This window comes from Actinomyces naeslundii (genome assembly GCF_001956585.1).
GTDB classification, from domain to species: Bacteria; Actinomycetota; Actinomycetes; order Actinomycetales; family Actinomycetaceae; genus Actinomyces; species Actinomyces naeslundii.
This window is the reverse complement of record NZ_MSRR01000003.1, coordinates 41,876-54,969: the sequence shown is the minus strand read 5'-3', so window position 1 is coordinate 54,969 and position 13,094 is coordinate 41,876. Positions and strand designations below refer to the sequence as shown.

Here is a 13,094-nt window from a genome sequence, read left to right as displayed (position 1 = left end):
CATCCACAGCATGGATGAGTTGAGCGCTCCGGGAGTGTCTGCACTGCGACAGGCGCAGGACACAATTATTGAACACTCACTGGACCGTATCAGTTCGGCCCACGATTTCTACCGAACCCTGCCAGAGGGGTCGCGCGACCAGATCGCGGCGGTGGCCCGTCTGGGCGTCACGATGTTTGTCGAGTCGGTGGAGGACCCGTCGACCCCGCTGGTCCCCTCTCAGATCTTCTCCGTGGCCCCTGCAGCCCTGACCGGGGTCATCACGCTGGAGCAGACGCTCGCCCTGGTGCGAACGGTCCTCGACGTCGTCGTTGACGAGGCTCCTCGTGCGGTTCCCAAGGAGGACCACGACACGGTCCGCATCCTTGTCCTGACCTTCGGGCGCGACGTCGGTTTCGCCGCCGCGGAGGTGTACGCCCGGGCTGCTGAGGCCCGAGGAGCCTGGGACGCCCGGCTGGAATCCGTCGCAGTCGACGCGATGCTTCATGACGATCCCGAGGACGCAGCGACCCGGGCTGGCACGGCTGGTTGGAACGGTACCGGACCGGTGGTGGCCATTGCCGCCAAGACGACCCTGGACGCGCTCGGGGTCTCCCGGCTGCGTCACGAGTGCCGCAATCTTGCCAGTGACTGCCTGGTGTCGGTGCGAGGCGACTCCGTCCTCATCGTCCTGGGAGCAGGCTCGGAGGCTCACGGCTCCTCATCCAAGCCCACCTCCAAGGGCTCACGGAGCGGGACGGCCGAGCAGCTGGTGGACCAGGCAGCGATGCAGGTCGCCGGAGGACTGGGGGGTTCTGCCGTCGTGGGCCCTGTGGTCTCAGGGATCTCGCACGCGGGCCGCTCGCTGCGCTCCGCCCTGGCCGGGCTGCGCGCCCTGCCAGGATGGGCCGAGGCCCCTAACCCCGTCCACGCGGACGACCTGCTCCCCGAGCGTCTCCTCGCGGGTGACGAGCTCGCCGGGGAGCAGATCCTCAACCTGGTGCACGCTCCCCTGCACGAGATGGGCGACCCCTTCGAGAGCACCGTGGCCACGTACCTGGCTCTCGGCGGAAGCCTGGAGGCAACGGCCCGAAACCTGTTCGTGCATGCCAACACCGTGCGCTACCGGCTGGGACGGGTCAGCGAGCAGGTCGGTTGGGACGCGACGAACGCGCGCGACGGGCTCATGCTGCACATGGCGATCATCGTCGGACGTCTGGCTGCCGGCCGGGACTCCTGACCTGCCTCTCCCGCTCTGCCGACGACCGGGAGACGGCCGTCCCCGCCTCCACCCCATGTTCTTATCGCTTCCGCGACCGCCCCTTCCGCTTGGTTCGAGAAGGGGCGGTCGCGGTGTCTTCTCAGTGCGTCCATGTGGCGCACCGATTCCAGAGAACCAGCTCCCATCTGGGACAATGGGCCTGTCTGCGGCGCCGCCGCCGGCACACTCCCACACCGTCCAACCACATCCGCCGCACGGATCCGATCCTGCTCCGTCGCGGCAGCAGAAGGAACCATCATGGCCGAGCAGAGTAACGAGGACGTCCTGAGCGTCATCACGCAGATCGTCAGTGAAGAGTCTGGCGTCGACGCCGAAGAGATCACCCCCTCCACCACCTTCGCCCAGGACCTCGACGTCGACTCCCTGGGACTGCTGACCATCGCCACTCAGGTCGAGGAGCGCTTCGGCGTAGCCCTCGACGACTCCCTCATCCCGACCCTGCCCACCGTCGGAGCGCTGGTGGATCTCGTGGCCTCCAAGAAGGACTGACACCGAATGACCCCGGCGGCCGCCTGTCGTCCCGGCGATGTCGTCGTCACCGGCCTGGGTACCGTTAACCCACTGGGCGGAGACGTGGACTCGACCTGGAGCGCTCTGCACGAGGGAACGTGCGCGATTCGCCTCCTCGAGCACGGCTGGGTGGAGGATTACGAGCTGCCCGTACGGATCGGCGCCCCCCTGGCGATCAACCCGGCCGACCTGCTGCCGCCCCGCCAGATACGCCGCCTCGACCGCGCCAGCCAGTGCGCACTGCTGGCCGCCCGCCAGGCATGGGAGCAGGCCGGATCCCCGCGGATCGGCCCGCAACGCCTGGCGGTGTCCGTGTCCCCCGGCATGGGGCCGGTTCTGTCGGTCATGGAGGCGTGGGACACCCTGAGGGACAGGGGCCCCCGGCGCGTTCTGCCGACGGCGATCCCCGCACTCATGCCCAATGCCCCGGCGGCTGCCGTTGGGATCGATCTGGGGGCTCAGGCCGGGATCCACGCCCCGGTGTCCGCCTGCGCCTCGGGAGCGGAGGCCATCTCCTACGGTGCGGACCTTATCGCCCTGGGCCGGGCCGACGTCGTCGTAGCCGGCGGCACCGACGCAGCCCTTCACCCGATGACGGTGGCTGCCTTCGGGGCCATGCGCGCGCTGTCAACACGCAACGAGGACCCGGCGACAGCCTCACGCCCCTTCGCCCCGGACCGTGATGGCTTCGTCCTGGGCGAGGGCGCCGGGATCCTGGTCCTGGAGCGCGCCGAGCACGCCGCGGCCCGCGGGGCGCAGGCTCTAGCCGTGCTTGCCGGCTCAGCCATCACCGCCGACGCCTTCGATGTGGCGCGCCCCGAGCCGTCGGGCACGCAGCAGGAACGCGCTCTGCACCTGGCACTGGAGCGGGCGGGCCTTGATGCCGGGAGGATCGGGCACGTCAACGCCCATGCCACCTCGACCCCGGCCGGTGACATCGTCGAGGCCGGCGTCCTGTCCCGGAGCCTGCCGGCGGCGGCCGTCAGCGCCACCAAGTCCGCCACCGGCCACCTCCTGGGCGGGGCCGGCGGGCTGGAGGCGGTGCTGACCGTTATGGCGCTGCGTGAGCGCTGGGCACCGCCGACGCTGCAGCCCGCCGGCGTGGACCCGGAGCTGATCGAGCTGGGACTGGACGTCGTCGGGCCGCAGGGGCGAAGCCTTCCCGACCTTGAGGCGGCTGCCAGTACCTCCTTCGGTTTCGGGGGACACAACGTCGCACTCGTCTTCATGCGCAGGTAGACGGTCGCACACAGACGTTGAAGGCCACGACCGCGTGCCCCGGGTGTGACCCGCCGGGCTGGACCTGGCACGCCACCGTCATGCACAATGACTATGCATGCCGCGTACGTCATGACATGAGCCCGGTTGAGGGTCGAGACCGTTGGGGAAGGCGAATCTCGAAACCAACCAGGAGGCGATACTCATGATCGGTGCCTACACCCGCGGTGTACTTTTCGTGCATTCAGCACCTCGGGCGCTCTGCCCCCACATCGAGTGGGCGGCGGCCGAGGTGCTCGGCTCGCGTGTCCACCTGGACTGGACCGAGCAGCCTGCGGCCCGGGGCATGATGCGGGCCGAGACCAGCTGGGTGGGGCCTGCTGGAACGGGTGCGAGCCTTGCATCCGCCCTGCGCGGCTGGGCGAACCTGCGCTATGAGGTCACTGAGGAGGCGAGCGTCGGCACCGACGGCGGCCGCTGGTCGCACACCCCTGACCTGGGGATCTTCCATGCGCAGACGGATGTTCACGGCAACGTCGTTGTCCCCGAGGACCGGATCCGTGCCGCGCTCGTCTACGCGGCTGATCCTGAGAGGATGCGCCGCGAGCTCGACCTGGCTCTGGGGCAGGCCTGGGACGACGAGCTCGAGCCCTTCCGCTACGCAGGAGCCGGTGCACCTGTGCGTTGGCTGCACCGCGTCGGCTAGGAGCACACCGCGCGAAGCTCGCCGCATCGCCTCCTGAAAACCGGGTGGGGCAACAGGTTTCGTGACCTGTTGCCCCACCCGGTTTACATCCTTTGCGCATTACAGTCCCTGCGCTCGCAGCTCCTTCATCGCCTTGGCCCGGTTCTTCCGGTCGAGGCGATCGAGGTAGAGGTGGCCCTCCAGATGGTCGCACTCATGCTGGATGCAGCGAGCCATGAGCTCCTCCCCCTCGACGACGACCTCCTTGCCGTCTAGGTTCACCCCCTCGGCCCGGGCGTACCAGGCTCGCTCCGTGGGGAACCACAGCCCCGGAACCGACAGGCAGCCCTCATCCCCATCCTGGTACTCGTCCTTGGATACCTCGACGATCTTGGGGTTGAGGATGTAGCCGATCTCGCCGTCAATATTCCAGGAGAAGGCGCGCAGGCCGATCCCGATCTGATTGGCGGCCAGGCCGGCCCGGCCGTCCTCATCGACCGTCTCGAGCAGGTCCTCAACCAGAGCCTTGACGGAGTCGTCGATGTCAGTGATCCAGTCGCACTCGGTGCGCAGGACCGGGTCGCCAATGATGCGGATGTCGCGGTATGCCATGGCGGCATCCTCCCATGACTGAAGTGGACAGGTCATGTTTGGCCCATCGTGGAGCAGAGCACGTGCTGCGCCGGACAGGATCGATTGGAAGTCCTGTGGTGGATGCTGTGCACGAGTGAAAAAGGAGTCCTCACCCTGACCAGGTGAGGACTCCTCCAATGGCTCCTGCGGCTGGACTCGAACCAGCAACCGTCCGATTAACAGTCGGATGCTCTGCCATTGAGCTACGCAGGAATGCGTTTGACGCGCAGTGAACTTTAGCAACATCCCGCGGTAACGTCGAATCCAGCAAATCGTCAAAAACGCTGCAATTCCTGGGAAACCTTACTGTGTGGGCAGCCCCACACCCTCTCTGACGCGATTCTCCAGTGCCTGAATCGCCTCAGCATCCTCCTTGTCTGAGACCTGGGACATCGTCGGCCGAGTCACGGAGTAAAGGTGCCCGTCCGCACCGCGTCGAACGCTTGCCGTGGCCGTGGCCCCACTGGGGAGCACCGCCACGGCGCTGTGAACGATGGCGGCCTCCACCCGCTGGCGCAGTGCCTTGGCGAAGGGGGCGACGTCGGTGGAGGCGTAGGTATCGCCGTCGCGGACTCCTGCCGGGACCTTCAAAACGAGGTCATCGCGATCCTGCTGCGTCCATCTCAGAGTGAAGGCGCGTTCCTCGGCGTCCCAGGTCCCCCGCTCCACCTCGTCCCAGGCGTAGTGCTCGGGCCTGCTGCGCCCGCTGAAGACCACGAGGGCGTCGGCCGTGGCCGCCGCCCATGCGGAGCCGTCCTCGTCCAGAGGAACTGCGCCCAGAGCGGGCTGGTGCAGCTGCTCACGCATCTCACGTGGGAGCATACTGGCGGATCGGGTGGATGAGCCTTGACGACGTCGCAGGTTCAGCATGGCCGTCAGGCTACCCGCACCGCCTGCACTCATGGGACCCGGCAGGCGTCAGGCCCCTTGCCGGATCTGCATACGACGCTGCTCAAGAGCGGCGATCTGGGAGAAGAGCTCGCGATAGCCCTCATCCTGCGGGGACATGCGTCGGTGCCGTGAGCGCATCTCGACCAGCTGACGATTGATGCCCATGATGGCCAGGGAGCTGAGCACGCCCCTGGCGTAGCGATGCAGTCCCAGCGCGTCCACCTCCGTGCCGCGCCCCCGAATGGTTGGTAGCGGCAGGGGGGCCACCGCCAGCTCGGTGATGGCGGCCTCGACCAGGCCGATGGCCCCGTCACGTACCTGCTGGAGCCAACGCAGCGTGGCCCGGCGCTGTGCCTCCTGCTCCCCCATGCCGGCGGCCACCGCCTGCTGGACCAGCCCCGGCACCTCCCCGGTGCCTCCGGCTGCGGCGACGGCCTCGTAGACGGCCCGGTGGGTGAGCTGGCCGAAGGAGTCGGCCCCCAGCTCGTCCGCGCCGGCCTGGTGAGCGGCCACAGGGAACTGGACCATGACGGCCAGTGCCTCACGCTCGAGCTGCTCGACAGGATCGGTCACAGGCGGCAGCCCCCGCACCGGTGCGGCTGCGTCGGGGCCCGCGGTATCGTCGGCCGGCCACTGACCACCACGCACCGCGGAGGGCTGCTGGCTGCGCCGCCCGGCCGCCTGGACGGCGCTGTGGACCTCGGCGTCAGGCAGTCCCAACCACCCGGCGAGCCGGCGGGTGTACTCGCGCTTGAGCGCCCGGTCCCGGATACCGGCAACGACCGGAGCCGCTGAGCGCAGACCCCGCACCCTCCCCTCGGAGGTGTCCAGGTCCAGGTGGGACAGGGAGGTGCGGATGACGAACTCGAACAGCGGTACCCGCCTGGACAGCAGACGTGGAATGCCCTGGCCCCCCTCCTTCATGCGCAGGTCGCAGGGGTCCAGGCCGCCGGGGTCGACGGCCACGAAGGTCTGGGTGGCGAAGCGCTGGTCCTCGGCGTAGGCGCGCAGGGCGGCCTTCTGGCCGGCTGCGTCTCCGTCGAAAGTGAAGATGACCTCGCCGCCACGGGCCTCGCGCCCCTGCCCGGTGACGACGCCCGCCGCGGGATCGTCGATATCGCCCAGGAGACGGCGCACCACCCGCACGTGGTCGGCGCCGAAGGCGGTCCCGCACGTGGCCACGGCAGTGGTGACCCCGGACAGGTGGGCGGCCATGACGTCGGTGTAGCCCTCGACGACGACGATCCGGTGCGAGCGGGCGACCTCCCGCTTGGCCAGGTCCAGCCCATAGAGGACCTGGCTCTTGTGGAAGACGGGGGTCTCCGGGGTGTTGAGGTACTTGGGGCCCTGGTCGTCCTCCGCGAGCTTGCGCGCCCCGAAGCCCACGGTCGCTCCGGTGACATCGCGGATGGGCCAGATGAGACGGCCGCGGAAGCGGTCGTAGACACGACGCCCGTCCTGGCCGCCCCGGCTGCACAGCCCGGAGTCGACCAGCTCGGCCTCGGTGTAGCCGGCCCCGCGCAGGTGACGGGCGAGGTTGTCCCATCCGGCCGGTGCGTAACCGACGCCGAAGTGCGCGGCGGCGTGACGGTCGAAGCCCCGAGCCGTCAAGAAGTCCCGCCCCGCCTGGGCCTCCGGGGTGGCGAGCTGCTCGCGGAACCAGGCCTCGGCCAGACGGTTGGCGTCCATAAGACGCTGCCGGGTTCCCGGTTCCACCCCGCGCCTGACCGCGCCGCCCTCCTCGTAACGCAGCTGAACCCCGGTGCGGTCCGCGAGGTACTCAACGGCCTCGGCAAAACCGAGGTGGTTGATCTTCTCGATGAAGGTGATGACGTCGCCGCCCTCGCCGCAGCCGAAGCAGTGCCAGTAACCGAGCTGGGGACGGACGTGGAAGGAGGGAGTGCGCTCATCGTGAAAGGGGCACAGGCCCTTGAGTGAACCGACTCCGGCGCTCTTGAGGGTCACGTGCTCGCCGACGACGTCCTCGATCCGGGCGCGCTCACGCACTGCCTCGATGTCCTCGCGCCTGATCAGTCCCGCCACAGGGCCATCGTAGGCGAGGCCACCGGCATCCTGCGCCAGGGCTTGCTGGACGCCGGCTACACCTCGGAGAACATGCCGCACAGCCGGGCGTGCCAGGAGCGTGCGGAGGTATCCGTCAGCGAGGCGATCTGGTCGACGACCACCCGTAGGCGGGCGTCCTCGTCGTCGGCCTGGTTCCAGGCCTCGACCAGAACCGGGTCGATGCCCTTCCCACCACCGGTCATCAGGGCGTCGGCCAGGTCGAAGATGAGGGTGCGCTGGCGCAGGTAGACCGGCTCGTGCTCGCGGGGCTCCATGACGTAGCGCACGGCGATGCCCTTGAGAAGGAGGATCTCCGCGGCCGTCTCCTCGGGGATGATGAGCTCGGCCTCGTAGCGGGTCAGGGGCCCGTTGCCGTAGGTCTGACGGGTGGCGGTGGCAACCGCTGAGACGAAGCGGCCGATGATCTCACTGGTGAGGTTCTTCAGGTGCGCGGCATCGGCGGCCGAGCCGTTGTAGGAGCGGATCCAGAAGGACTGGCCGGAGAGTCTGTCGAAGGCCGCCCCGAGAGCATTGGCGCTGAGCTCGGTGCCGTACCAGGCCCTCGTCGCCTCGAGCAGCTCGTCGACCTCGCGGGCATCGGTCAGGCAGGCCGGGTCCATGCGCCCCAGGGCGATGGCGTCCTCGACGTCATGGACGGAGTAGCCGACGTCGTCGGACAGGTCCATGATCTGGGCCTCGATGCAGCGCCTGCCCTCCGGGGCTCCCTGACGCATCCAGGCGAAGATCTCGGCGTCGTCGTCGTAAGCGGAGTACTTGCGCACGCTGCGGCCGCCCGGACCACCCGGCCCCCGCCCCTTGAGCCAGGGGTACTTGGCGACGGCGTCGAGACTGGCCCGGGTGAGATTGACGCCAACCGGCCGCCCGCCCCCGTCGAGGGTCTTGGGCTCCAGGCGGGTGAGGATCCTGAAGGTCTGAGCGTTCCCCTCGAAGCCCCCGATCCGGCGGGCGACGACGTCGAGCGCCTTCTCACCGTTGTGCCCGTACGGCGGATGCCCCAGGTCGTGGGACAGGCAGGCTGCGTCGACGACGTCCGGATCGCAGCCCAGCGCTTGTCCCAGGGCGCGCCCCACCTGCGCCACCTCGAGCGAATGGGTGAGCCGGGTGCGTACGAAGTCGTCGGCAGACGGCCCCAGCACCTGGGTCTTGGCCCCCAGGCGCCGCAGCGCCGAGGAGTGCAGGACTCGGGCCCGATCGCGCTCGAAAGGAGTGCGCTGGGGATTCTTTGCCTGCTCGTGGACGAAGCGCTCAGCATCCTGCGGCTGGTATCCGGATAGACCAGAACCGCCGTTTCCGTCGATACGCAGAGGCTCGAATCCAGATTTCTGCACTGACATGGTCACAAGGTAGCGCAGAAGCGGGTTACGATAGACGTCACCATTCCGACACCGTCTCAAGGGCGCAGCGGCACTCGATCTCCTCAACGTCTGGTTGCACGCACCCGCGGGACACCGATGAAGCACTCTTGGAAGTGACGCTCCTGGGCGCCAGCCCAGCGGAAGGGAGACACTTGTCGTGACCACGACCACTACCCTCGTTCACCGGCCCTACGACGGTCCGGAGGAGTGGTGGCGCCACGCGCTGGTCTACGAGATCCCCTCGCCAGCCCTGGGAGCCGCCGAGCTGGATCGCACCACTCCCATCATCGAGCACGCTCTCTACCTGGGCATGGACGCACTGCTCATCCGCCCGAGCCTGCTGGAGGTCAGTTCTGAGATCGATTCGATCCGCCGTTTCATCGATGCCGCAGGCGAGCAGGGGCTGCGCGCCATCGTGCGCATCTCCGGTGCGCTCGGCCCGATCACGGGCCCCTACGCCAAGCAGACCAACAGTTTCATCACCGGCCTCGAAGGAGCCGGTGATGATCTGCTGCGCCGTTCGGAGGCCTACCTCCGGGCCGGGGCGGCCGGTATCGACCTGGGAACCATCGTGCCTCCTCAGGTCACCAACGAGATCCGGCTGGACCGCCTCAGCGCCTACTGCGCCATGCTGCACGGCCAGCTGGCCGAGTACGTGGAGGAGGGCATCATCGGCGCCGATGTGACCGCCGACTACCCCGACTCGCTGCGCCACCACCTCCAGGACGACTGGGTGCACCACCTCCGCGATGACTGTCTGACTCTGACACGCTGGGACGCCGAGTCGCTCACCTCCCACCTGACACGGTCCCTCGACGAGCACGATCGCTTCGGCGCGACCCCCACCTGGCGCTTCCTGCCTCCCCACATCCTGTCCGAGCACCTGGATCCAGGCGACGGCCAGCGCTGGTACTCCGTCGGCCACGACGAACGGCTGCGTCGAGGGCTGGCGCTGCAGGCCATGATGCTGGCTCTTCCCGGTTCGCTCTACCTGCGCCAGGGCGACGAGATCGCCCTGTCCGACTCCGACAAGCCCACCGCTCCCCTGGAGCTGGCAGACATGGTGATCGAGCACACTCAGGGGCAGGCCTCGCAGTTCGGCTCGCCCGCTGCGACCGTGAGGCACGCGGCCCACGTGCGCCTCGAGTACAACCTGGCCTGCGCCCCTCTCGCTTTCGTCACCGGGCTGGAGTGGTGTCCGGCTGAGGCCCTCGCCTTCCTGGTACGCGGCGTACTGGTGGTCGTCAACACCTCCGACGCCCCGATCGTCCTGCCGCCCGAGGCCAAGGTGCTGTTGTCGTCCCAGCCCCTGCGTCAGGACCAGGGACGGCTGCTGGTCCCACCCACGACGGCGACCTGGCTGGAAGCCACAACTGTGGCCTAACACACCTGAATGCAAGGTTTATTTACCTCTTGCAGTCATTACAGCAGCCGATTAAATTATGGTGCCAAGCGGGGAACTCCCCGCTTATGGATCCGATTCGAAGGAGAATCCCTGTGGCACCCACCCGCCGGTCCTTCCTGACAATGGCCGCCGTCGCCACCACTGTTTCAACCGTTGCAGCCTGCTCCAGCCCGCGTAGCTCCAACAGTTCGGCCGCTGGGGGGACTGACCAGCAGGCATCCGGGGCCTCCGGCGGCGATTCCAACGCCGACCTGGTCATCTGGGCCGATCAGAAGAAGGCTGACTCACTCAAGGAGATCGCCAAGAGCTGGGGTGACAAGCAGGGCATCTCGGTAGCGGTCCAGATCGTCGCCAACGACCTGCAGCCCAACTTCGTGACCGCCAACCAGGCCGGCAACGGCCCTGACATCGTCGTCGGCGCGCACGACTGGATCGGTAACTTGGTGCAGAACAGCGCCATCCGCCCAGTCGTCCTGAGCCCCGAGGCCGAGGCGAACTATTCCGACATCGCTCTCAAGGCGGTCACGTACGACGGCCAGATCTACGGAGCTCCGTACGCCGTCGAGTGCCTGGGCCTCTTCGTCAACAAGGCGCTGACCTCCGTCACCCAACCGACTAGCATCGAGGAGATGGTCGAAGCCGGAACGGCGGCCGGTACCGCGCTCGTCTTGTCCCAGGCCGTCGACGAGAAGGGCGACGCCTACAACATGGAGCCGATCTACACCGCAGCAGGAGGCTACCTGTTCGGAAAGAACCCCGATGGCTCGTACAACTCCAAGGACCTCGGCATCGGCAAGGAGGGATCGATCAAGGCTGCGGAGAAGATCCGGCAGCTCGGCCAGCAGGGAGTCTTAAGGAAGTCGGTTACCGCCGCTAACCACATCTCCTTGTTCACCGACGGCAAGGCTCCCTATCTCATCTCCGGACCGTGGGCCCTGGCGGACATCAAGAAGGCCGGTATCGATTACCAGCTCACCCGGATCCCGGGCTTTAAGGACATTCGGGGAAGCCAGGCTCGTCCCTTCGTGGGGGTCAACTGCTTCTACGTGGCCTCCAACGGCAAGAACAAGGCATTCGCTGAGACCTTCGTAGCCGACGCCGCCAAGGACATGACCTTCGCGGCCTCGATGTTCCCGTCCAACGAGCTTCCTCCGGCACAGAAGGATCTCGCCGAGAAGCTGAAAACGGAACGGCCCGACATGGTTGCCTTCGCGGAACTCTCCGCCAAGGCAGACCCCATGCCCGCGATCCCGGCCATGTCGTCAGTATGGGAACCGCTAGGGCGGGCTCAGGCCAACATCGTCGCGGGCGCAGATCCTGCCAGCACCATGACCGGAGTCGGTAAGACTATCAAGTCCTCGATCGAGGGCTCATAGACCAACGCCGGTCCCCCGGAAAGAACCGTTCCTCCGCCGTCCCACGATTCTCTTTTCTACTTTCCCATACTTTGGAAAGGACCTGCCGACAATGACGCCCGCATCCGTCACAACCCCAAGGGAGAAGAGCACCACCATCCGAGGCGTCGTCGGACGCATCGTGGTTCTCTCCCTCACGCTGGTATCCGCGATCTATCTCGTTCCGCTTCTCATCACCTACCGGATGTGGTTGTGGCTGGGAGTCGTCCTCCTCGCCACGGCGGCCATGTTCCTGCTGTACTCGACAAAACGGTTCGTACCGGCCAAGTACCTCTTTCCCGGCACGTTCTTCCTAACAGTCTTTCTCATCATCCCAATCATCCTGACTATCCAGACCTCCTTCACCAACTTCGGGGACGGCTACCGTGGGACGAAGGAGGAAGCGATCACCGCCATCACCAATAACTCCATGGTCCGCACGAAGGACTCCCCAACCTACGGGCTGTCGGTCGCCACCGACGGCGATGTCACTCAGGGCCCCTTCTCGCTGTTCCTGGTCAACCCCAAGACCAACGAGGTTCTGCGGGGAAGTGATGGAAAGAAGATGGAGAAGGTTAACGCTTCCACCGTCACCATCGAGGACGGGGTGGTGACCAGAGCCAGCGGTTACACGATCCTGTCCCCCAGGCAGATCAATGCCGCTTACGAGGATATCGCCTCCATGTCGGTTCCTTTCTCCGATAAGACCACGGTCAAGGTCCAGGGCGTGAGAACCGCGTTCGAGGGTACCAAGCAAATGGTGTACGACAAGTCCTCCGACACCATCACCAACACCGCGACCGGGAACGTTTACTCCGTCAAGAAGGTGGGGTTGTCAGAGCACTTCGTCAATGCCAAGGGTGAGAGCCTGGCCCAGTCCTGGAAGCAGAACGTGGGCCTGGCCAATTACTCTCGACTGTTCACTGAAGGCAACCTGGCCTCCCAGTTCCTCAAGGCCTTCACCTGGACGGTCATCTTCGCCTTTGGCTCGGTGCTGCTCACATTCTGTCTCGGTTTCTTCCTGGCGTTGACGCTCAACGACGACCGTATCAAGGGCAAGAAACTCTACCGGTCCTTCCTCCTGCTGCCCTACGCCGTGCCGGGCTTCATCTCACTGCTCATCTGGTCCAACTTCTACAACCAAGACTTCGGCCTCATCAACCAGATGCTGCACCTCAATATCCCGTGGTTGTCCGACCCGACCATGGCGAAGATCGCCGTTCTGCTGACGAATACCTGGATGGGATTCCCCTACATGTTCATCGTGTGTACCGGAGCGCTTCAGTCCATCTCAGGGGACGTCAAAGAGGCCGCCAAGATGGACGGTGCCACCGGGATGCAGGCCACCTTGCGCATCATCACCCCATTGCTCCTGGTCGCCGTCGCCCCTCTGCTGGTGAGCACCTTTGCCTTCAACTTCAACAACTTCAACGCCATCCAGCTGCTGACTGAGGGCGGTCCATTCCCCGCCGGCGAGTACACGCGCGGCGGTACCGACATCCTCATTTCAATGGTCTACCGCATCGCCTTCGGCCGCTCCGGCTCCGACTTCGGATTCGCCTCGGCCGTCTCGGTCATCCTGTTCGCCGTGACCGGCGTCCTGGCCGCTTTGCAGTTCCGGGCCACCAAGAAGCTCGAAGACGTCAACTGACCCGAG

Annotated in this window: 11 protein-coding genes and 1 tRNA gene; 7 read left to right on the top strand and 5 right to left on the bottom strand. The window is 66.6% G+C overall.

What is annotated here, in order from left to right; all coding sequences use genetic code 11:
* Nucleotides 1-10: 10 nt before the first annotated feature.
* From BKH33_RS01255 to BKH33_RS01240, 4 genes are all read left to right on the top strand, one after another.
* Complete coding sequence (locus tag BKH33_RS01255) at nucleotides 11-1,219, top strand: PucR family transcriptional regulator (protein WP_003783880.1); 1,209 nt, start codon at nucleotides 11-13, stop codon at nucleotides 1,217-1,219.
* 279 nt (nucleotides 1,220-1,498) lie between these two features.
* Nucleotides 1,499-1,750, top strand: a complete 252-nt coding sequence (locus BKH33_RS01250) for an acyl carrier protein (protein WP_003783887.1) — start codon at nucleotides 1,499-1,501, stop codon at nucleotides 1,748-1,750.
* A 6-nt stretch (nucleotides 1,751-1,756) separates the two neighbouring features.
* A complete protein-coding gene (locus tag BKH33_RS01245) occupies nucleotides 1,757-3,010 on the top strand; it encodes a beta-ketoacyl-[acyl-carrier-protein] synthase family protein (RefSeq protein ID WP_003783898.1) in 1,254 nt (417 codons plus the stop codon).
* 184 nt (nucleotides 3,011-3,194) lie between these two features.
* Nucleotides 3,195-3,695, top strand: coding sequence for a DUF3145 domain-containing protein (locus BKH33_RS01240; protein WP_003783893.1), 501 nt, complete (start codon nucleotides 3,195-3,197; stop codon nucleotides 3,693-3,695).
* 99 nt (nucleotides 3,696-3,794) lie between these two features.
* Here BKH33_RS01240 and def read toward each other — a convergent pair whose 3' ends face one another.
* The 5 genes from def to BKH33_RS01215 all read right to left on the bottom strand — a co-directional run bounded on the left by def (nucleotide 3,795) and on the right by BKH33_RS01215 (nucleotide 8,617).
* Entirely contained in the window at nucleotides 3,795-4,286 is a 492-nt protein-coding gene (gene def / locus BKH33_RS01235) for a peptide deformylase (protein WP_043539494.1), read from the bottom strand.
* Between the two features lie 159 nt (nucleotides 4,287-4,445).
* A tRNA-Asn gene (locus BKH33_RS01230) sits at nucleotides 4,446-4,520 on the bottom strand.
* A 90-nt stretch (nucleotides 4,521-4,610) separates the two neighbouring features.
* Nucleotides 4,611-5,114, bottom strand: coding sequence for a hypothetical protein (locus tag BKH33_RS01225; protein WP_373692691.1), 504 nt, complete (start codon nucleotides 5,112-5,114; stop codon nucleotides 4,611-4,613).
* Between the two features lie 111 nt (nucleotides 5,115-5,225).
* Nucleotides 5,226-7,241: a DNA primase gene (dnaG, locus tag BKH33_RS01220; RefSeq protein WP_076142453.1), complete on the bottom strand. Its 2,016-nt coding sequence runs from the start codon at nucleotides 7,239-7,241 to the stop codon at nucleotides 5,226-5,228.
* A gap of 56 nt (nucleotides 7,242-7,297) precedes the next feature.
* The gene (locus tag BKH33_RS01215; RefSeq protein WP_043539497.1) at nucleotides 7,298-8,617 is read right to left on the bottom strand and encodes a deoxyguanosinetriphosphate triphosphohydrolase; all 1,320 of its coding nucleotides are present in this window, start codon (nucleotides 8,615-8,617) and stop codon (nucleotides 7,298-7,300) included.
* Nucleotides 8,618-8,795: 178 nt separating this feature from the next.
* Here BKH33_RS01215 and BKH33_RS01210 point away from each other — a divergent pair, with 178 nt between their 5' ends.
* The 3 genes from BKH33_RS01210 (at nucleotide 8,796) to BKH33_RS01200 (ending at nucleotide 13,088) form a co-directional block, all read left to right on the top strand.
* Entirely contained in the window at nucleotides 8,796-10,022 is a 1,227-nt protein-coding gene (locus BKH33_RS01210) for a glycosidase (protein ID WP_076069220.1), read from the top strand.
* A 113-nt stretch (nucleotides 10,023-10,135) separates the two neighbouring features.
* Nucleotides 10,136-11,419 (top strand): sugar ABC transporter substrate-binding protein, encoded by a 1,284-nt coding sequence (locus BKH33_RS01205; protein ID WP_003779355.1) that lies wholly within the window; start codon nucleotides 10,136-10,138, stop codon nucleotides 11,417-11,419.
* Between the two features lie 91 nt (nucleotides 11,420-11,510).
* Nucleotides 11,511-13,088, top strand: a complete 1,578-nt coding sequence (locus tag BKH33_RS01200) for an ABC transporter permease subunit (protein ID WP_003779334.1) — start codon at nucleotides 11,511-11,513, stop codon at nucleotides 13,086-13,088.
* The last annotated feature ends 6 nt before the right edge of the window (nucleotides 13,089-13,094 follow it).